Here is a 20,058-nt window from a genome sequence, read left to right as displayed (position 1 = left end):
GACCGATCAGACCGAGGGGTCACCCATGGCCACGTACCTCTACCGACTGGGCCGCTACTGCTTCCGGCGAAGGCGGGCCGTGCTGGCCGTCTGGATCGCGGTGCTGATCGCGGTAGGCGGAGCCGCCGGGGCGTTCGCCGGCAAGACCAGCGACGAGTTCAAGGTGCCGGGCACCGAGGCGCAGAGCACCCTGGACCGGATCAAGGACACCTTCCCCGCGCAGGGCCACGGCTCCGCTCAGGTGGTGTTCGCCGCCCCCGGCCCCGGCGGCATCGCCGCGCCGGAGGCGGCCAAGGCCGTCACCGAGGCGGTCGGCCGGATCGCCACCGCCCCCGGCGTCTCCGCCGCGCCCGACCCCTACGCCACCGGCGCGGTCTCACCGGACGGCAAGGTCGCGATCGCGCTGGTCTCCTTCGACCGCAAGCTCGGCGACATCACCGAGCAGCAGCGCGACGCGGTGAAGGCGGCCGCCGAACCGGCCCGCGCGGCCGGGCTGACGGTGGCCTTCGGCGGCGACGCGTACAACAAGATGGCGCAGGTCGACGGCGGCGAGGCGGTCGGGCTCGCGGTGGCCGGGGTGGTGCTGGTGATCACCCTGGGCTCGCTGGTCGCCGCCGGGCTGCCGCTGCTGACCGCCCTGGTCGGCATCGGCGTGGCGATGGCCGGGCTGCTGGCGCTCTCCGGCTCGTTCGAGATCATCAGCACCGCGCCGGTGCTGGCGCTGATGGTCGGCCTGGCCGTCGGAATCGACTACGCGCTGTTCATCCTCTCCCGGCACCGCCGCCACCTCGCCGAGGGGCTGGAGCCGGACGAGGCCGCCGCCCGCGCCAATGCGACGGCCGGCAGCGCGGTGGTCTTCGCCGGCCTGACCGTGGTGGTCGCCCTGGCCGGGCTCGCCGTCGCCGACGTGCCGTTCCTGACCGTGATGGGCCTGGCCGCCTCGGGAGCCGTCGTGGTGGCGGTGCTCGTCGCGGTCACCCTGCTGCCCGCACTGCTCGGCTTCGCCGGCCGCGCCATCGACCGGCTGCCGGTCCGGCGACGGGCGCCCAAGCCCTCCGACCGGCCGACCCTGGGCGAGCGCTGGGCGACCTTCGTGGTGCGCCGCCCGCTGGCCGTGCTGCTCGCCGGCCTGACCGCACTGATCGCCCTCGCGGTGCCCGCGGCGAGCCTCAGCCTGGGACTGCCCGGCGGCGGCTCGCAGGCCGCCGGCACCGACGCCCGCAAGGCGTACGACCTGATCAGCGACGGCTTCGGCCCCGGCTTCAATGCGCCGCTGGTGGTGGTCGTCGACGCGAAGGGCGCCGAGCGGCCGGAGCCGGCGGTGCAGGGTGTGGCGGAGAAGCTGTCCTCGCTGAAGGGCGTGCAGACGCTGCTGCCCCCGGCCGTCGACCAGCCCAGCCGGACGACGCTGCTGACCGTCATCCCGCAGACCGGCCCGGACCACGCCGACACCGAGCGGCTGGTCAACGAGATCCGCGACCAGCGCGACGGGCTGCGGGCCGCGACCGGCGCGCGGATCGACGTCACCGGCACCACGGCCGCCAACATCGACGTCTCCGCCAAGCTCGGCGACGCGCTGCCGCCGTTCGTCGCGGTGATCGTCGGCATCGCGGTGGTGCTGCTGGCGCTGGCCTTCCGCTCGATCCTGGTGCCACTGAAGGCCGTGGCCGGCTTCCTGCTCAGCATCACCGCCTCGCTCGGCGCCGTGGTCGCCGTCTACCAGTGGGGCTGGCTGGACGGGGTGATCGACGTGCCCAAGGTCGGCCCGGTGGTGAGCTTCGTGCCGATCCTGCTGATCGGGGTGCTGTTCGGGCTGGCGATGGACTACGAGCTCTTCCTGGTCTCCGGGATGAAGGAGCACCACGCGCACGGCATGGCGCCGCGGGACGCGGTGGTCGCCGGGGTGAAGAACGGCGCGCGGGTGGTCACGGCAGCGGCGCTGATCATGGTGTCGGTGTTCGGCAGCTTCGTCTTCGGCCACGACCCGATCGTGCAGCCCATCGGCTTCGCGCTGGCGGTGGGCGTACTGGTCGACGCCTTCGTGGTGCGGATGGCGCTGGTGCCTGCCGCGATGGCGCTGTTCGGCCGGGCGGCCTGGTGGTTCCCGAAGAGCCTGGAGAAGGTGGTGCCGCGGGTGGACATGGAGGGCGAGCAGCTGATGGCCCGGCTGTCGGAGCCCGCCGAGCCCACGAAGGTGCCCGAGCGGGTCTGACCCCGGCGCGCCACCGCCTCACCTCACGGCCACGGCTCCCGGCGGCCTCGCCGGGAGCCGTGGTCGCGTCGCGCCTCGGCGGTCGTTCCACGTGACGCCACGCCACGCCAAGCCACGGCGGCCGCGCCCGTCACGACGGCCGCTGCGCTCACGGCACCCGCGCCCGCCACGGCGCCCTCAGGGCAGCCGTTGCTCGAACCAGACCACCTTGCCCGTGCCCAGCCGGGTGGCGCCCCAGCGCTCGGCGCAGCGGGCCACTATCTGCAGCCCGCGCCCGCGTTCGTCCTCCGGCCCGGTCCGGCGCGGCCGCGGCAGCAGCGGGCTGTCGTCCCCGACCTCGCAGCGCAGCCGGGTGGTGCGGACCAGGCTCAGGGTGACCGGCCGGGTGGCGTGCTGGACGGCGTTGGTGACCAGCTCGCTGACCATCAACTCGGTTGCCTCGCTGAGCTCTTCGAGCCCCCAGCGGCGCAGCGTGTGGGCGGCCAGCCGGCGCGCCCGCCCCGGGGTCTCGTTGCGCGGCTGGAGGTACCAGTGCGCGACGTCCCCGGCCGGGATGCCGTCGAAGCAGGCGGCGAGCAGCGCGATGTCGTCGCCGCGGTCGCCCGGCGGCAGGATCCGCAGCGCCTCCTGGCAGAGCTGCTCGGGGGCCTGCGGGTGCGCGCTGGCGAGCCGGGCCCGGAGCAGTTCCAGCCCGTCGCTGAGCGGGCGGCTGCGGGTCTCCACCAGGCCGTCGGTGAAGAGCAGCAGCGCGGAGCCGGGCGGCGCGGGCAGCTCGACGGAGGAGAAGTCGACCCCGCCGACGCCGATCGGCGCGCCCGAGTCCAGTTCCAGCAGCTCGGCGGTGCCGTCCGGCCGGACCAGCACCGGCGGCACGTGCCCGGCGTTGGCGAGCACCACCCGGTTGGCGATCGGGTCGTAGACCGCGTACACGCAGGTGGCCAGGTGCTGTTCGCGGCCGAGCCGCTGGGCCTGCTCGTCCAGGTGGTACAGCACCTCGTGCGGCGGCAGGTCGAGGGCGGCCAGGGTCTGGGCGCTGGTGCGGAGTTGGCCCATGATGGCGGCCGAGGTGAGCGAGTGCCCCATCACGTCGCCGACGATCAGCGCCACCCGGTTGCCGGGCAGCGGTACCGCGTCGTACCAGTCGCCGCCGACCTGGGCGCCGCGCTCGCCGGGCAGGTAGCGCTGGGAGAGCCGGACGCCGTGCGACTGGGGGAGGCGCAACGGCAGCATGCTGCGCTGGAGTTCGTTGGCTATCTCCCACTCGCGGGCGTACCGCAGGGCGGTGTCGACGGCCAGACCGGCCTGGGTGGCGAGGTGGGCGGCGGTCGCGGTGTCGGCGGGGTCGAAGCCGGGGCGGCCGGTCTTCTCGGGCGGCCGCCGGATCAGCACCAGCAGGCCCAGGACGGCCTTGCGCCCGCGCAGCGGCAGGGCGAGCACGGAGCTTCCCGCGCCGAGGCGGGCCAGCCCGCGGGCGCCGTACAGCTCGCGCAGCAGCTCGGTGGTCCGCTCGGTGGCGCGGTCGGCGGGCCCGTCGGGCCCGCGCTCCGTGCCGAGGACGGCGGCCTCGGCGGGGCGCCGGCTGAGCAGGATGTGTGCGAGCGCGCCGCCGCGGGTGACCGGGGTGGCCGGCCCGGTGTCGGCCGTGGAGCGCGAACCGTACCGGGTGCCGTGCCGCGAGCCGCGGTGGTCGTCGCCGGTGGTGGGCCGGCCGCGGCGGCCCAGCCGCGTGCCCAGGCTGTGGTGGATTCGCAGCTCGTCGGGGAACCCGGGCTCGCGCTCGACGTTGGGCAGCGGGTCGCGCAGGTGGACGACGGCGGCGTCGGCGAGGGTCGGCACCAGCACCCGGCAGATGTTGCGCAGCGTCGCGGCCAGGTCGAGGGCGCTGTTGATCCGTCGGGTGGCGGAGTCGATGTAGGTGAGGCGCTCGGCGACCTCGCCGGCCGGAAGAGGCGGCGGACGGCGCTGGCCCGGAAGGGCAGGCGGCTGTCCGGCCTCGGGTTTGAGCTGGTCGCGCACGGCTGCCTGTCCTGGGGAGTGGTGTGGGGAGCTGGTCTTTCCGGGGTGAACTGGTCTCAGCCGACGCGTCGACAGCACAGGAACAGTTGCTCCTCCGGCGGCAGCGAGGTGCTGGCCGGAGCGTACGAGTACCCCGACCGATCCTCGACGGCGAACCCGGCCTCCACCAGAACCCGTTCCAGATCCTCCCTCAGATACCCGCTGATCCGCAGCTCCCGTCCGAGGAACGGGAGTGGAACGTGATCCAGGTCGGCCTCGACCATGCCGAGCGCCAGCAGCCCGCCGGGCCGCAGGAGCTCGCGCAGCCGGCCGAGCACGACGGGGATCTCGTCCTGGGGAAGCAGGATGAGGGAGAAGAAGGCGGTGACGGCGGCGAAACCGCCCCGCCCGCCGGGGCCGAGCGCGGGGAGGTTCCAGGCCTGGCCCGCCCGGTCGGTGGCCAGGTCGTACATGTCGATGCGGTGGAAGACGGGGGCGTACGGCGCGCGCGGCCCGCGGCGGGCCCCCTCGCGGGCCAGCGTCAGCATCACGTCCGAGAGGTCCACGCCGGTGACGCGCATCCCGGCGGTGGTCAGCTGCCGGACGGTCGGGTCACCGGTGCCGCAGCCGACGTCCAGCACGGCGGCACCCGGTTCGAGCTGCGCCAGCAGCCTGCGCCCGCAGGCGAGCTGCCCGCCCTTGGCCGGGAACGCCTCGCCGTACCCGGCGCCGATGGTGTCGAAGGCGACGGCCTGCAGGGCACGCTCGGCACGGCGGCGCAGGACGTCGGGCTCGTCCCCGCCGTCCGCGTCCTCGTCGAGGGGGAACGGGTCGGATATCTGTCCGGTCGTCACGATTGAGAGGCACCTTTCCACCCGGGCCTCCGGTCGGCTGTACTCGGCGTACGAGGCCGGGCCGCCGTTCGTCCCGGCGCCCGTGCTGCCTCGCCGGCCCGCTGCCGGTGGCGGTACGTCACGCTCCCCGCGTCACACTGACTGCACTCAGACACGCTGCACAGAGACACTCTGCACCGTGGGAGCGCCGCCGCGCTGCCGTTTCCGGATGCTCGACCGGACAAGTGCACTCGTGTACTGGCATCTGAGAATATGCGTGATCACTCCGCCATGGGGTCCGTTTCCGGCCAACTCGTGACAGTCGGGCGCTGTGACCCGGGTTGCGGAAGCACGGGGTCGTGGCCCGGGGTGGTGCGGCCGGCGCCCACGCGCCGCACGGGGCGTCGGCTCCGTGCGTCCGACCTGGGGTTTTCCGCCTCCCGGCGCCGACAAGCCGACGTTTATCGAACGTCAATCGGTCCGGTGCACAGTGGAATCCAGCGCCGGGGAAGCGTTGAGGGTGCTCCCGCAGCCGGGGGGCTGCGGGGGCACCAACGCTGACGGGGGAGACTCCGCGGGGGACACGGGGGAGTGGCGGAGGTCTACGGCGCGGGGGGAGAGAGGGGCTCGGTGTGCTGCTGGGAGATGAGGTCCGCCACGGGGGAGGCCTCCGGCACACCGAGCCGCGTGAAGATCGCGTGGGCCTCCTGCAGACACGCGAGGCCACGGGCCGGCTGGGCGAGGCCGAGCAACGCCTCGCCCAGCGCGGCATTGGCGAGGCCCTGGCAGTAGGCGGAGTCCATCTCCTGTCCGATGGCGAGCGACTCCTCGGCCGCCTCGGCCGCCTCGGCGTGCCGGCCGGCCGCGAGCAGGGCTGAGGAGAGCCGCGCGAGGGTGTAGCCCTCGCGGAGGCGGTTCTGCTGCGACTGGTAGAGCCGGTGGGACTCGCGCAGGTGCCCGACCGAGGCGCCCGGATCATCGGTCATGGAGAGGACGACACCGAGCTGGTACAGGGTGTCGGCGAGGCACGGGCCGTTCTTGGAGGCGTGTGCGGTCGCGACGGCGGCGGTCACCGATCGGACGGCCGTCTCAATCATTCCCAGGCCGAGTTGGGCCCGTGCCATGTTGCCGAGCAGCCTGGCCTCGCCGATGGGCGCGCCGACGACGCGGCTGATGGCGAGTGCCTGCTCGAAGAACGGCAGGGCCTCGGCAGGCCGGTTGGCGAGGCTGAGGATGATCCCCAGATCGTTGGCCGCGGCCGAGCGCAGCACGGTCATGTCATCGAAGGCCTGGAGGCTCAGGCTCTTGCGCAGCGACCGCTCGGCGCTCTGGAAGTCGTTGGTGATCGATTGCAGAGTGCCGAACGCGAAGTGCACCCGGGCGAGCGCGGCGGCGTCCCCGTACGACTCGGTGTTCCGGTCGGCGGTTTCCAGCATGCGGCGGACCCGGGGCCCGTGTGTGGGGTCCTCGACGAGACTGTTCAGGACGATCAGGAGGTCCACGGCGGGCCGCAGCAGGCTGCCCGGCCCACGCGTGGCCGTCTCGACCGCGCTGAGCAGGAACGTGACCTCTGTCCGGAGCCACTCCCGCGCGTCCTGACTCGTCGACAGCTCCAAACCGGGCGAGCCCAGCGGATTGAGTGGTTCCGGGAGCTGGTCGTCGGGTTCGATGGACCGCGCCGCGTTGCGAACGGTGGGCAGGAGCAGGTCGAGCAGGCGTCGCACGGCGGCCTGCTGTTCCTCGATGTCGCCGAGCCGCTCGTTCTGCCGCTGGGCGTAGAGCCGGAGCAGATCGTGGTAGCGGTAGCGGCCCGGTGAGAAGCACTCCAGCATGTTCGCCTCGACGAGCGCTTCCGCGAGTGCCTCGGCGGTGTCCTCGTCGACACCGAGCAGCGCCGCGGCCGCGGCCAGGGGGATGTCGGTCGAGTCGATCAGGGAGAGCAGCCGAAACGCACGGGCCTCGGAAGGCGAGAGCTGTCCGTAGCCGAGCCCGATGGTGGTCTCCACCGCCAGGTTCCCGAGCTGGAGTTCGTCCAGACGTCGCCGCTGATCGGCTAAGCGCCGGGCGAGGTCCGAAACCGTCCACCGCGGCCGGCTCGCCAGGCGGGCGGCGGCGATGCGGACGGCGAGCGGCAGAAAGCCGCAGGCGGTGACGACGGCCATGGCCGCTTCCGGTTCGGCGGCGACGCGGTGGTCCCCGACGATCGCCGAGAAGAGTGCGAGCGCCTCCTCGGGCGTCAGCTCCTCGACGTCGACCAGATGCGCCCCCGGGATGCCGGCGAGCCGCGACCGGCTGGTGGCGAGCACGGCGCAGCCGGAGACGCCGGGGATCAGGGGCTGGATCTGCCGGGCGTCCTGGGCGTTGTCCAGAAGGATCAGCATCCGCCGGCTGGCGAGCAATGAGCGGTAGAGCGCGGCCCGTTGCTCGAGTGAGTCAGGGGTCTCGGTGACCCCGAGGGCGTGCAGGAAGTCGCCGAGGACGACGGCCGGGTCGGCGGGTGAGGCACCCGCGCCACGGAGATCCACGTAGAGCTGCCCGTCCGGGAACTCGGGACGGACACGATGCGCCACATGGACGGCAAGCGTGGTCTTTCCGACGCCGCCGATCCCGGCGAGCGAGGTGACCACCACGGCTTGGCCGGTCGCGTTCATCAGTACGGTCGACAGTTCGCCCACCAGCTCGGTGCGACCGCTGAAGTCCGAGACGTCGGCGGGCAGCTGGGCCGGGGGAGTCACCGTGACCGCAGCGTCCTCGCGGGCCGGGTCACCGGTCGGCGCGACTTCGGGCAGCGCCAGGGCCGGATCGGCGGCGAGGATGCGGGAGTGCATGGAGGAGAGCCCGGTGCCGGGCTCGACACCGAGCTCGTCGATCAGCAGCTTCCGGGTGTCGGTGTAGACGCCGAGCGCCTCCGCCTGGCGGCCGCAGCGGTAGAGCGCGAGCATCAGCAATTCACGCAGCCGCTCCCTGAGCGGGTGCTCGGCGGTGAGCGAGCTCAGTTCGCCGACCATCTCGGCGTGCAGGCCGATGTCGAGGGCCACCGCGCACCGTTCCTCGGAAGCGGTGACGTGTCGCTCGGCCAGGCGGAGACGTTGTGACTCCGCGTACGGTCCAGGAACGCCGGTCAGTGCCCGGCCGCTCCACAGGCCGAGCGCACTGACGAGGAGACGGTGTGCCTCGTGCAGGTCTCCGGCGGCCCGGGCCGCGTTGGCCTCGGCGGCCCGGCTCTCGAAGACGGTGACGTCAAGGGCGTCGGCCGGAATGCGCAGCGCATAGCCGTCGCTGACTGATATGAGCACTTCCGCCGGTCGGCGAATTTCGCGCCTGGGCTCAAGAACGGTACGCAGTCGGGAGATATATGTCCGCAATGCGGCAATGGCCTGCGTCGGTGGTCGGTCCCCCCACAGACCGTCGACAAGATCCTGAGTGGTGACGGGCCGGCCGGCGTGCAGAAGCAGTGCGGTGAGAATGGACTGCTGCTGTGGTGAGCCCAGGGACAAGGGCCTGCCGTCGAGCCAGGCCTGGACCGGACCGAGTACCTGGAAGCGCAGCGCTGGCGAAGGCGGCGTCTCCCGAAACTCCATGAAGTCCCCCGATGGCCTGTGGTGTCGATTCCGCGCAGGGCGCTCGGCGGTCCGCCGTGTGATGGCTTCAGCTTAGGCGGAGGGCCGACTCTGCCGGACGGCACCGCAAGTCGCACGATGTTTATCGGACATTTAATCAACCCTACGATACTGTCCGGGCGCCCGCGCCAAGCCGGTGGGGCTGAAGACATTTGTGACCGAAAGGCGGCCGCCCATGGCCAACAACCAGAGCGAGACCCCCGCGCCGACCACGCCGGCCCAGGAGGCCGCTGTGGAGGCCGGCAAGGCTGTCGAGGGCGCGGTGGCCGCCCCCTCGAACCCGACCGAGTACACCGAGCCGACTGCCGAGCAGAAGGCCGACCTGGAAGACGACCTCTTCGGCGACGAGTCCGAGCGCGTGGTGGATCCCGCCACCCCGGCCACCGGCAAGCCGGGCGAGGTCCGCGAGCCACAGGGCATCATCTCCAGCCACCCGTAAGCGCTCTCGAACTTGATGCCCCGTGCCGGCGCCCGTGGTCCATGGGCGCCGGATCTGCCGAGATGCCCCGTACCCGAGTCCCGCGGGTCCGGGGCACTCGTCGTTCCGTGGCCGCCGGATCGGTTGTGGCGAACGGATGCACGGTGGCCGGTCCGGATGACGAGGATCAGACGGCGGCCGTTGCGACGGGCTGCTCGCTCACGGGGCCAGGTCCAGGACGTGCCCGGGTGTCCGCGACGTCCGACCGGGCCGCCCCGCGTCACGCCACCTGGCTCTCGTTGAGGCGGGAGTCCCGGTTGCGGGCGGCGAGCCGGGCGTGGAGGCGGGCGTGGTCGTCCGCCGCCGGGGCCCGGGCCGGGGCCGGGGTGGAGGCCGGGTCGGGGTCGGCGGGGGCCGGGGAGACCTGGCCGGGCCGGGTGGTCCACTCGCGGCCGCCGTCCGGGGGGCGCAGGTAGAGCTCGCCGCCGAGGGTGTCCATGTAGATGCCGGTGCGGCCGGTCCTGGCGTCGAGGACGAGTTCACCTGCACGCGGCCGGTAGGCCGCGGCGTTGCGCTTACGGGTGCTCACCGCAGTGCTCCTCGCTCTGGTACGGGCGCGGCGGTGGATGCGCCGGCCCTGGTCGCTGTCGGTGCTTGTGTTCTGCTCGGCGACTACCCAGCATCTCTAGAGAAGCTAATATCTCTAGAGATGTCAACGCCCTGACCGGTCTGACCGTCTGACCGGTCGGACCGGCGTACTGGCGCGTACCGGCTTATCGGCGCCCCCGGGCGCGCCTACGATTTCCGGCGAGGATGAGGGAGAGAGCGATGGCCGGCAGCAGTGGCGGGAAACAGCCCAAGTACCAGCGGATCGCCGACACGCTCAAGGCGGCCATCGACGCCGGCGAGTACCGCGCCGGCGACCGCCTGCCCGGTGAGAACGACCTCATGGACGAGTACGGCGTCGCCCGCATGACCGCCCGTCAGGCGCTCGGCGTCCTGCAGAGCGAGGGCATCGCGGAGGCGCGCCGGGGCGCCGGGGTGTTCGTCCGGGACTTCCGGCCGCTGCGGCGGCGCGGGATCCAGCGGCTCGCCCAGGGGCAGTGGGGATCCGGCCGGTCGATATGGTCGGCGGACATCGACAACCGGTCGCTGCTCGTGGACCAGGTCTCGGTCACCGAGCAGGGCGCGCCGGACCACGTGGCACGGGTGCTGGGGGTCGACCCGGGCGCGCCGATGTGCGTGCGCCACAGACGGTTCGTGCTGGACGGCAAGCCGGTGCTGCTGTCGACGTCCTACCTGCCGGCCGGCCTGGTCGCGGGGACGGCCATCACCCGCGAGGACACCGGCCCGGGCGGTACCTACGCGCGTCTGGCGGAGATCGGCGCCAAGCCGGTGCACTTCCGTGAGGAGGTCCGCTCCCGGATGCCCAGTGCCGAGGAGAGCACCCGGCTGGAGCTCTCGACGGGCACGCCGGTCATCCTCATCTGCCGGACGGCCTTCGCCGACGAGGGCCAGGTCGTCGAGCTGAACGAGATGACCCTCGACGCCGCCTCCTACGTCCTGGAGTACGACTTCGACGCGTGAGACCGACGGCCGGCGTCTGGTCGGGAACGCACGCCGCAGGCCGTTGTCACTGATAGTGGTGGCCGGCCGAATCGGCCGCCCGACGGAACCGCCCCGGTCGCGGGCGGGGCGACCGGGGCGGCGGGTGTCGGACAGGAGCGGGGACTACTCCTTGGACCGCACGCGCAGGTTGGTGATGAGCGGGCCCTCGGTGGTCTCGCGGAAGAAGTCGTTGCCCTTGTCGTCGACCACGATGAAGGCCGGGAAGTCCTCGACCTCGATGCGCCAGACGGCCTCCATGCCGAGCTCGGCGTACTCCAGGACCTCGACCTTCTTGATGCAGTCCTGGGCGAGGCGGGCCGCGGGGCCGCCGATGGAGCCGAGGTAGAAGCCGCCGTGCGCGGCGCAGGCGTCGGTGACCTGCTTGCTGCGGTTGCCCTTGGCGAGCATGACCATGGAGCCGCCGGCGGCCTGGAACTGGTCGACGTAGGAGTCCATCCGGCCGGCGGTGGTGGGGCCGAAGGAGCCGGAGGCGTAGCCCTCGGGGGTCTTGGCGGGGCCGGCGTAGTAGACCGGGTGGTCCTGGAGGTACTTGGGCATGCCCTCGCCGGCGTCGAGGCGCTCCTTGATCTTGGCGTGCGCGATGTCGCGGGCGACGACCAGGGTGCCGGTGAGCGAAAGGCGGGTCTTCACCGGGTACTTGGACAGCTCGGCGCGGATCGAGGACATCGGCTGGTCGAGGTCGATGCGGACCACGTCGTCGGCGCCCCCGGCGGAGCCGCTGACCAGCAGGGCCTCGTCCGTGGTGTCCGGCAGGTACTTCGCCGGGTCGGTCTCCAGCTGCTCCAGGAAGACGCCCTCGGCGGTGATCTTGCCCAGGGCCTGGCGGTCGGCGGAGCAGGAGACGGCCATCGCGACCGGCAGCGAGGCCCCGTGGCGCGGCAGGCGGACGACGCGCACGTCGTGGCAGAAGTACTTGCCGCCGAACTGCGCGCCGATGCCGATCTTCTGGGTGAGCTCGGTGACCTTGGCCTCCAGCTCGAGGTCCCGGAAGCCGTGCCCGGTCTTCGCGTTGCCCTCGGTCGGCAGGTTGTCCAGGTAGTGCGCGGAGGCGTACTTGGCGGTCTTCAGCGCGAACTCGGCGCTGGTGCCGCCGATCACGATCGCCAGGTGGTACGGCGGGCAGGCGGCGGTGCCGAGGGAGCGGATCTTCTGCTCCAGGAACGAGAGCATGTTCGCCTCGTTCAGGATGGCCTTGGTCTCCTGGTACAGGTACGACTTGTTGGCCGAGCCGCCGCCCTTGGCCATGAAGAGGAACTTGTAGGCGTCGCCGTCGGTCGCGTACAGCTCGATCTGCGCCGGAAGGTTGTTGCCGGTGTTCTTCTCGTCCCACATGGTGACCGGGGCCATCTGGGAGTAGCGCAGGTTCAGCTTGGTGTACGCGTCGTACACGCCCCGCGCGACGGCGGCCTCGTCGCCGCCCTGCGTCAGCACGTTCTGGCCGCGCTTGCCCATGACGATGGCGGTGCCGGTGTCCTGGCACATCGGCAGGATGCCGCCGGCCGAGATGTTGACGTTCTTCAGCAGGTCCAGCGCGACGAACCGGTCGTTGGGGCTGGCCTCCGGGTCGTCCAGGATGCGGCGCAGCTGGGCGAGGTGGGCCGGGCGGAGGTAGTGCGAGATGTCGTGCATCGCCTCGGCGGTGAGCAGTCGCAGGGCCTCGGGCTCGACCTGGAGGAAGGTGCGACCGCCGGCCTCGAAGGTGGAGACACCCTCGGAGGTCAGCTTGCGGTACGGGGTCGGGTCAGCGCCCAGGGGGAGGAGGTCGCTGTACTCGAAATCCGGCGTGGGAGCCATGGGGGCGGTCCTTAGTGTTCCAGTGTGTCCGGCTGCGTCGGCGAAGCACCCTCAAGGGTAGGACCCGGCGAAACGTCGCACGCGGACAGGTCCGCCTGCGTGACCAGGGTCACTGGGACATGCGTACGGGGCTTGCCCCGATGGCTAGTCTTGGCCCGTGGACAACTCGCCGTCGAGGGACGACCAGGACGACCAGGGGCAGGCGCCCGTACCGATGACCAAGCCGGAGCCGGCGCAGCCCGCCCGGGCCGACCACGCCCCGGTGGCGGAGGCCGAGATGCGGGCCTCGGACGCCGACCGTGAGCGGGTGGCGGAGCTGCTGCGCGACGCCTACGCCGAGGGCCGGCTGGACGCGGAGGAGCACTCCGAGCGGATCGAGGCCGCGTACGGGGCCAAGACCCTGGGTGACCTCGTGCCGCTGACCAGGGATCTGCCGGTGCACCGGTCGATCTCCTTCGACAAGACCCCGCTGGGCGAGCCGGGCCGGCGCCCGGACGGCCCGGTGCGGCTGCCCGCGCGGCAGGAGGCGCCGACCATGGTGGCGATCTTCGGCGCCGCCTCCCGCAAGGGCCGCTGGCGGGTGGGTTCGCAGCTCCGCGCGGTGGCCGCGTTCGGTGGGGTCGAGATCGACCTGACGGATGCCGTCTTCGAGTCGCCGGAGGTGGTCATCGACGTGGTGTCGATCTTCGGCGGGGTGGAGATCAAGGTGCCCGAGAACGTCAGCCTGGTCGGCCACGGCGTCGGCATCTTCGGCGGTTTCGACGTCAAGGAGCAGACCGCCGCCGACCCGTACGCGCCGGTCGTCCGGGTCAAGGGCATGGCGGTGTTCGGCGGTTGCGAGGCGCGGCCGCGCAAGGGCAAGAAGCTCAAGGAGTGGGTGCGCAAGCAGCTCGGCACGGAGTAGGCCAAGCCGGCCCAGCGGCCGGAAGGGTGCCCGGGTGGGAGCAACTCCCGCCCGGGCACTCGTCGTTGCGTCGGGTGCACTCTGTAGTCGATTGCGTGCAGTGTGCATGAATCAGGGTGCGGCGGGGTAGTTCCTCACGCACATCGCTTCTTGTACGGCTGCGCACCGGAGGCGGCCTGAGGCCGGCCCGGGGGGTGTATCGCGGGGGCTCGCAGCCGGGCAGGGGTGCGAGCTTCCCCGTGTCCGAGAGCCTCGTCAGGAGTACGGCCGTGCTGCATCCGATCGAGTCCCGCCCCACATCGTCCGTTGCCGCCGCCCAGGTGCTGGAGCGCCGGCCCGGTGCCCAGCCGCAGGGTGACGACAACCCCTGGCACACCGGCGCGGCGTGCCGCAGGGACGAGGTGGGGCTGTTCTTCGCACCCTCCAAGGAGCCCACGGCGGCCCGGCTTTCGCGGGAGGAGCAGGCGAAGCAGGTCTGTGCGCGCTGCCCGGTGCTGCTGGAGTGCCGGGAGCACGCGCTGGCGCAGCCGGAGCCGTACGGCGTCTGGGGCGGGTTGACGGCCGCCGAGCGTCGGGTGGTGCTGGCCCGCCGCCGGCGCCGGGAGACGGAGCTGCGCGAGGCGGCCCGCCCCAGCCGGATAGCGGGCTGAGCGGGGCGCGACGGCCGGGCCGCCGGCGACGCACGCACACGCGAACGCCCGCGGCCTCGGCGAAGGGGGATTTCGCCGAGGCCGCGGGCGTGGCCGACGCGGGTGCGTCCGGGATCAGTTGGCGCGGTCGAAGTCGATCGCGCTGTAAGCCCGCAGCTTGGACAGCTTGTGGGTGGAGTGGATCTCCCGGATGGTGCCGCTCTTGGAGCGCATGACCAGCGAGCTGGTGGTGGCGGTCTCCTGGCGGTAGTGGACGCCGCGCAGCAGCTCGCCGTCGGTGATGCCGGTGGCGACGAAGAACACGTTCTCGCCGCTGACCAGGTCGTCGGTGGTGAGCACGCGGTCCAGGTCGTGGCCGGCGTCGAGGGCCTTCTGGCGCTCGGCCTCGTCCTTGGGCCAGAGCCGGCCCTGGATGACGCCGCCCATGCACTTCATCGCGCAGGCGGCGATGATGCCCTCGGGGGTGCCGCCGACGCCCATGAGCAGGTCGACGCCGGTGCCCTCGCGGGCGGCCATGATGGCGCCGGCGACGTCGCCGTCGGAGATGAACTTGATCCGGGCGCCGGCCTCGCGGATCTCCTTGACCAGGCCCTCGTGGCGCGGGCGGTCCAGGATGACGACGGTGACGTCCTCCACGGCGCTGCCCTTGGCCTTGGCGACCCGGCGGATGTTGACGGCCGCCGGGGCGGTGATGTCGACGAACTCGGCGGCCTCGGGCCCGGCGACGAGCTTGTCCATGTAGAACACCGCGCTGGGGTCGAACATCGTGCCGCGGTCGGCCACGGCCAGCACCGCGACGGCGTTGTTCATGCCCTTGGCGGTCAGCGTGGTCCCGTCGACCGGGTCCACCGCGACGTCGCACTCGGCGCCCGTGCCGTCGCCGACCCGCTCGCCGTTGTAGAGCATCGGGGCTTCGTCCTTCTCGCCCTCGCCGATGACGACGACACCGTTCATGGAGACGGTGGAGACGAGCGTACGCATGGCCTTGACGGCGGCGCCGTCGGCGCCGTTCTTGTCGCCGCGGCCGACCCAACGGCCGGCGGCCATGGCGGCCGCCTCGGTGACCCGGACGAGTTCGAGCGCGAGGTTCCGGTCGGGAGCCTCGGGCGCGACCTCCAGGGCACTGGGGAGGTTGTGCGGGTACTGCGTGGTCATCGTCGTTACCTCTCTGTACGCGACGGCCAGTGAGCGCCCGACTACTGCCAGGTCGAACGCCGTGGTGAGGGTTCTGCGATCGTATCTGCCCACGAGATGACTGTCTGTGGCGCGGGTCGCCACCCCTGGTCGGAAACGGCGGGTTTGCCCCTGTTCACCCGTCCGGGGCCACCCCGGGTGCGGGTGGTCCGGACCGGATGAGTCACCATGTGGGGGTGGCTGGAGAGAGCAGAGGCATGAAGGGCCGGCAGACGGTACGGGACATGGTCCTGTCGATGCTGGCGGTCGGCGCCGTGGTCTGGATCGGGTACCTGTTCCTGCCGCACGACGCGAGCGGCGACGGTGTCCACACCAAGGAGTACCGGGTGGCCGCCGCCTCGGCGAAGCGCGCCGCGCCGTACCCGCTGCTCACCCCGGAGGGTCTCTCCGACCGGTGGCGGGCCACCTCGGTGAGCTACGACCCGGCGTCACTGGGCAAGGGCAAGGGCAACGCCTGGCACCTGGGCTTCGTCACCCCGTCCGGCCAGTACGCGGCGATCGAGCAGAGCGACGTCGACCGCGCCGTCCTGCTCGACTCGGCGGTGGCCGGCGGCAAGCCGGACGGCACGTCGGAGGTGGCCGGGCAGTCCTGGGAGCGCGTCGCCGGTCCCAAGGCGCGCGCCCTCGCCGTCCAGAGCGGCGGCGCCACCACGCTGGTCACCGGCACCGCCTCCTACGAGGAGCTCGCCGAGCTGGCGCAGGCCCTCAAGTAGGCCTCCGGGCCCCGGGGGAGTGGACGGCACCCGGGCATCGCAACGAGCGCGAGCGGACGGGAAGGGCCCGCACCGGTGGAACCGGTGCGGGCCCTTCCCCTAGCTCCCGCGTCATCGCATCGCGATCAGACGGTGGTGACGACCTCGTCGTAGGCCAGGCGCGGCGAACGCGGGAACCAGGCGTCCTCGCCCGGCTTGCCGATGTTGACCACGGCCAGCACCGAGTGCTCGCCGTCGCCGAAGAACTCCTTGTCGATGCCCTCGGCGTTGTAGCCGGTCATCGGGCCGGCGGCCAGGCCGGCGGCGCGGACGCCGATGATGAAGTAGCCGGCCTGGAGGGCGCCGTTCATCGCGGCCGAGGCCTCGCGGGCCGGGCGCTCGCTGAAGAACATGTCCTTGGCCTGGGGGAAGTGCGGCAGCTGGGTCGGCAGCTCCTCGTGGAACTCGTTGTCCACGGCCAGGATGGCGACCAGCGGGGCGGCGGCGGTCTTGGCCTTGTTGCCGTCCGCCATGTGCTGGACGAGGCGCTCGCGACCCTCGGCCGAGCGGACCAGGACGACGCGCAGCGGCTGCTGGTTGAAGGCGGTCGGGCCGAACTTGACCAGCTCGTAGATGGCCTGGATCTGCTCCTCGGAGACCGGCTCGTCGGTGAAGGTGTTGGCGGTGCGGGCGTCGCGGAACAGCAGGTCCTGAGCGGCGGCGTCGAGTACCAGGGCGTCGGTGGTCATGCTTGTCTGCACCTCATGCGTCATACGGGACAGGGTTCGTGTGGACGACCGACCGTGGCCGATCACCTGTTCCCAACATGTGTGAACATTCAACTGTTCCCCGCGCCGACGTGATCTCCGTCACCCTTCCGTCCGCCTACTCGCCGGCCGGCTCGCCCTCCTCGGCGGCCAGCGCGGCGTCCAGCCGGGCCCGGGCGCCGTCCAGCCAGCGCTGGCAGACCTTCGCCAGCTGCTCCCCGCGCTCCCAGAGCGCCAGCGACTCCTCCAGCGACGTGCCGCCGTTCTCCAGCTGCCGGACCACCTCCAGCAGCGCGTCCCGGGCGTGCTCGTACCCCAGCGCGTCGTCCGGCGTCCCCGGTGCGGCCTGTGCCTCCTGCTGATCTGCCATTTCTCTCCCTACGGTAGACCTCGCCTTCAGGGCGCGAGGAAATGCATCGTTTGCCCTCGGGGCCGTGAAACGGCGCAGCAGGCTGTGGCCCTGCTCTCGGGCAGCGGTCAGGGCTCGGCCGTCATGTGGTTCTCCGGAGTCGAGTGAGAAGCCGCCCCGTCCACGGGGTGGAGGAGTCACGGGAGCCAGCGTAGGGGCTGGCGCCGACAGCCGACCGCCCGCCAGGCGCTCGGATCGCCCCGGGCGTCGGCAACGGCGGCGAGGAGTCGACCGCCGGCGCTCGCGCTGAGCGCCGACGCTCCTATTGGGCCAGGTCCTGAACCTCTGTGGCCGTCACGCCGAAGCCCCCGCCCGCCACCCGGGCGTGCAGCGCGTCGCCGGCCGCGACCTGCGCCGGGTCGGTCACCACGGTGCCGTCCTCCCGCTGGAGCACCGCGTAGCCGCGCTCCAGGGTGGCCGACGGGGAGAGCGCGACCACACGGGCCAGGGTGTGCCCGAGGTCGCTCTGCGCGTGGTCCAGCCGGTGCCCGAGGGTGCGCCGGGCGCGCTCCAACAGGGCCGCCACGTCCTGGCCGCGCCCGTCCAGCATCCGGTGCGGCGCGGCCAGCGCCGGGCGGCTTCGGACGCCGTCCAGCCCGTGCTGCTCCCGGTCGACCCGGCCGAGCACGTGCCGCCTGGCCCGGTCGCGCAGGTTGCGGACCTTGGCCAGCTCCTCGCCGACGTCCGGGACCACCCGTTTGGCGGCATCGGTCGGGGTGGAGGCGCGCAGGTCGGCGACGAAGTCCAGCAGAGGCTGGTCCGGCTCGTGGCCGATCGCACTGACCACCGGCGTCCGGGCCGCCGCGACCAGCCGCACCAGCCCCTCGTCCGAGAACGGCAGCAGGTCCTCGACGCTGCCGCCGCCGCGGGCCACGATGATCACGTCCACCTCGGGGTGCTCGTCCAGCTCCCGCACCGCCGCGCTCACCCGCTCCACCGCGCTGACGCCCTGCACGGGGACGTTGCGCACCTCGAAGCGGACGGCCGGCCAGCGCCGCCGGGCGTTCTCCAGGACGTCCCGCTCGGCCGCCGAGCCGCGCCCGGTGACCAGCCCGACGCACTGCGGCAGGAACGGCAGCGGCCGCTTCCGGTCGGCCGCGAACAGGCCCTCCCCGGCTAGCCGCCGCTTCAGCTGCTCCAGTCGGGCCAGCAGCTCGCCCAGGCCGACCAGCCGGATCTCCGCCGCCCGCAGCGAGAGCTGGCCGCGCGCCGCGTACCACTCCGGCTTGGCGTGCACGACGACCCGCGAGCCCTCCTGCACCACGTCCGCGACCTGCTCGAAGACCGAGCGGAAGCAGGTCACGGTGAGCGAGACGTCCGCCTGCGGGTCGCGCAGCGTCAGGAAGACCACGCCCGCGCCCGGCCGCCGGCTCAGCTGGGTGATCTGCCCCTCCACCCAGACCGCGCCGAGCCGGTCGATCCAGCCGCCGATCAGCGCGGAGACCTTGCCGACCGGGAGCGGGGCTTCGGGAGAGCTGGTGTTGGCCATGCGTACGAGGCTAGCGGCGCAGGCCGACAGCGCGGTCGGTTCAGCGGCGGATGCCGACCGCGGAGGCTCCCTGGACGACGAGCACCAGGAGCCCCACTCCCAGCCAGACCGCCCCCGCGATCTGCGCCGTGGGCGAGGCCTCGTAGACCACCGCCCCGATCACCGCGATGCCCAGCACCGGTACCACCAGGTGCCGCAGCCAGTCCCGCGAGCCGTGTTTCACCACGTACCAGCCGATCACCGAGGCGTGCAGCAGCGCGAAGGCGGTCAGCGCGCCGATGTTCACCACCGAGGTGAGCCGGTCCAGGCCGTCGTCCCGGCCGGCCGCCCAGACCGCCGCGCCCATCGTGATCACCGCCGCCACCAGCAGCGCCCGGCGCGGCACCGCGCTGGCCGGGTCCACGGTGCCCAGGGCCCGGGGCAGCCGGCCGTCCCGGGCCATCGCGTAGACCAGCCGCCCGGCCGCCGCCTGCCCGGCCAGCGCCGCGAACGCCGCGCCGATCGCCTTGGCGGCCGCGACGAGCACGTGCAGCCAGTGCCCGATGCCGCTCTCCACGGTGTCGTAGAAGGCCGAACCCTGGGCGGCCGGTTCGGCGGCCAGCTGCTGCGGGGTCGTCGGCTCCAGCAGCGCCGCCAGGTAGGTCTGCGCCATGAACAGGACCCCGGCCAGCAGCAGGCACCAGAGCACGGCCCTGGCCACCGCCGCCGACGCGCCGACCGCCTCCTCCACGAAGGTCGCGATCGCGTCGAAGCCCAGGTAGGAGAGCACCGCCACCGAGACCGCCGAGATCACCGCGGTCAGCGAGAAGCCGCCGACCGCGGTGAAGGGGGTGTCCCAGCCGCGCTGCGCGCCGTCCCGCACCAGCACCACCACGGCCGCCACCAGGAACACCGCCAGCACCGCGATCTCCATCGCCAGCACCGCGAGGCCGACTGCCGCCGCCGTCCGCACGCCGGCCAGGTTGAGCGCGGTGGTCACCACCACGGCCAGTGCCGTCCACACCCAGCGCGACACGTCCGGCACCAGCGAGTGCAGCGCGATGCCGGAGAACAGGTACGCCACCGCGGGGATCAGCAGGTAGTCGAGCATCGCCATCCAGCCGGCGATGAACCCCGGCCCCTCGCCCAGACCGGCCCTCGCGTAGGCGAAGACCGAGCCGGTCTGCGGCACCGCGCGCACCATCTGGGCGTACGAGAAGGCGGTGAAACCCATCGCGACGGTCGCCGCCAGATAGACCGAGGCCACCGCGCCGTGGCTCTTGGCGTCCAGCACGCCGAACACGCCGACCGGCGCCATCGGGGCGATGAACAGCAGCCCGTACACCATCAGATCGCGGACACTCAGGCTGCGCCGCAGACCGCCGGCGTCGACTCGCTCGCTCATAGATTCCACATTTGAGCATCGGCGGCCGGTTCCGGTCCGAAAGCGCCTCCCGTCGGCGCGGCTCGCCT

The 20,058-nt window shown here is 72.6% G+C and carries 16 protein-coding genes; 6 read left to right on the top strand and 10 right to left on the bottom strand.

Going from position 1 to position 20,058, the window contains the following annotated elements; genetic code table 11:
* Positions 1-25 precede the first annotated feature (25 nt).
* The gene (locus OG286_RS16175) at positions 26-2,212 is read left to right on the top strand and encodes an MMPL family transporter (RefSeq protein WP_405361201.1); all 2,187 of its coding nucleotides are present in this window, start codon (positions 26-28) and stop codon (positions 2,210-2,212) included.
* Positions 2,213-2,389: 177 nt separating this feature from the next.
* Here OG286_RS16175 and OG286_RS16170 read toward each other — a convergent pair whose 3' ends face one another.
* From OG286_RS16170 to OG286_RS16160, 3 genes are all read right to left on the bottom strand, one after another.
* Positions 2,390-4,228 carry a SpoIIE family protein phosphatase gene (locus OG286_RS16170; RefSeq protein ID WP_396320625.1) on the bottom strand — a complete coding sequence of 613 codons (1,839 nt, stop codon included), beginning with the start codon at positions 4,226-4,228 and terminating at the stop codon, positions 2,390-2,392.
* A 56-nt stretch (positions 4,229-4,284) separates the two neighbouring features.
* Positions 4,285-5,061: a class I SAM-dependent methyltransferase gene (locus OG286_RS16165; RefSeq protein WP_405361204.1), complete on the bottom strand. Its 777-nt coding sequence runs from the start codon at positions 5,059-5,061 to the stop codon at positions 4,285-4,287.
* 581 nt (positions 5,062-5,642) lie between these two features.
* Positions 5,643-8,621 (bottom strand): AfsR/SARP family transcriptional regulator, encoded by a 2,979-nt coding sequence (locus tag OG286_RS16160; protein ID WP_405361206.1) that lies wholly within the window; start codon positions 8,619-8,621, stop codon positions 5,643-5,645.
* Between the two features lie 214 nt (positions 8,622-8,835).
* On the opposite strand from OG286_RS16160, the gene OG286_RS16155 reads away from it, so the two are divergent.
* Positions 8,836-9,099: a hypothetical protein gene (locus OG286_RS16155; protein ID WP_396320628.1), complete on the top strand. Its 264-nt coding sequence runs from the start codon at positions 8,836-8,838 to the stop codon at positions 9,097-9,099.
* 259 nt (positions 9,100-9,358) lie between these two features.
* Here the strand turns inward: OG286_RS16155 and OG286_RS16150 are convergent, their stop codons facing one another.
* A complete protein-coding gene (locus tag OG286_RS16150) occupies positions 9,359-9,667 on the bottom strand; it encodes a hypothetical protein (RefSeq protein WP_405361208.1) in 309 nt (102 codons plus the stop codon).
* 239 nt (positions 9,668-9,906) lie between these two features.
* Between OG286_RS16150 and OG286_RS16145 the strand changes: the two genes are divergently transcribed.
* Positions 9,907-10,665 carry a GntR family transcriptional regulator gene (locus tag OG286_RS16145; RefSeq protein ID WP_396320630.1) on the top strand — a complete coding sequence of 253 codons (759 nt, stop codon included), beginning with the start codon at positions 9,907-9,909 and terminating at the stop codon, positions 10,663-10,665.
* A 144-nt stretch (positions 10,666-10,809) separates the two neighbouring features.
* On the opposite strand, the gene OG286_RS16140 is transcribed toward OG286_RS16145, so the two are convergent.
* Positions 10,810-12,501, bottom strand: coding sequence for a fumarate hydratase (locus tag OG286_RS16140; protein ID WP_396320631.1), 1,692 nt, complete (start codon positions 12,499-12,501; stop codon positions 10,810-10,812).
* A 157-nt stretch (positions 12,502-12,658) separates the two neighbouring features.
* On the opposite strand from OG286_RS16140, the gene OG286_RS16135 reads away from it, so the two are divergent.
* On the top strand, positions 12,659-13,405 hold the full coding sequence (locus OG286_RS16135) for a DUF1707 domain-containing protein (protein WP_405361210.1): 747 nt from the start codon (positions 12,659-12,661) through the stop codon (positions 13,403-13,405).
* A 269-nt stretch (positions 13,406-13,674) separates the two neighbouring features.
* Positions 13,675-14,055 carry a WhiB family transcriptional regulator gene (locus tag OG286_RS16130; RefSeq protein ID WP_396320633.1) on the top strand — a complete coding sequence of 127 codons (381 nt, stop codon included), beginning with the start codon at positions 13,675-13,677 and terminating at the stop codon, positions 14,053-14,055.
* Positions 14,056-14,169: 114 nt separating this feature from the next.
* Here the strand turns inward: OG286_RS16130 and glpX are convergent, their stop codons facing one another.
* Positions 14,170-15,210: a class II fructose-bisphosphatase gene (gene glpX, locus OG286_RS16125; protein WP_148643103.1), complete on the bottom strand. Its 1,041-nt coding sequence runs from the start codon at positions 15,208-15,210 to the stop codon at positions 14,170-14,172.
* A gap of 236 nt (positions 15,211-15,446) precedes the next feature.
* Between glpX and OG286_RS16120 the strand changes: the two genes are divergently transcribed.
* A complete protein-coding gene (locus OG286_RS16120; RefSeq protein ID WP_396320634.1) occupies positions 15,447-15,962 on the top strand; it encodes a DUF4245 domain-containing protein in 516 nt (171 codons plus the stop codon).
* 125 nt (positions 15,963-16,087) lie between these two features.
* Here the strand turns inward: OG286_RS16120 and OG286_RS16115 are convergent, their stop codons facing one another.
* The 4 genes from OG286_RS16115 to OG286_RS16100 form a co-directional block, all read right to left on the bottom strand.
* The gene (locus OG286_RS16115) at positions 16,088-16,690 is read right to left on the bottom strand and encodes a malonic semialdehyde reductase (protein WP_396320636.1); all 603 of its coding nucleotides are present in this window, start codon (positions 16,688-16,690) and stop codon (positions 16,088-16,090) included.
* A gap of 136 nt (positions 16,691-16,826) precedes the next feature.
* Complete coding sequence (locus tag OG286_RS16110) at positions 16,827-17,078, bottom strand: exodeoxyribonuclease VII small subunit (RefSeq protein WP_396320637.1); 252 nt, start codon at positions 17,076-17,078, stop codon at positions 16,827-16,829.
* A 301-nt stretch (positions 17,079-17,379) separates the two neighbouring features.
* A complete protein-coding gene (gene xseA / locus OG286_RS16105) occupies positions 17,380-18,606 on the bottom strand; it encodes an exodeoxyribonuclease VII large subunit (protein ID WP_396320638.1) in 1,227 nt (408 codons plus the stop codon).
* A 40-nt stretch (positions 18,607-18,646) separates the two neighbouring features.
* On the bottom strand, positions 18,647-19,990 hold the full coding sequence (locus OG286_RS16100; RefSeq protein ID WP_396320639.1) for an APC family permease: 1,344 nt from the start codon (positions 19,988-19,990) through the stop codon (positions 18,647-18,649).
* Positions 19,991-20,058: the final 68 nt, after the last annotated feature.

It is taken from the genome of Kitasatospora sp. NBC_00039 (assembly GCF_045160625.1).
GTDB lineage: Bacteria > Actinomycetota > Actinomycetes > Streptomycetales > Streptomycetaceae > Kitasatospora.
This window is presented reverse-complemented; position numbering and strand designations above follow the sequence as displayed.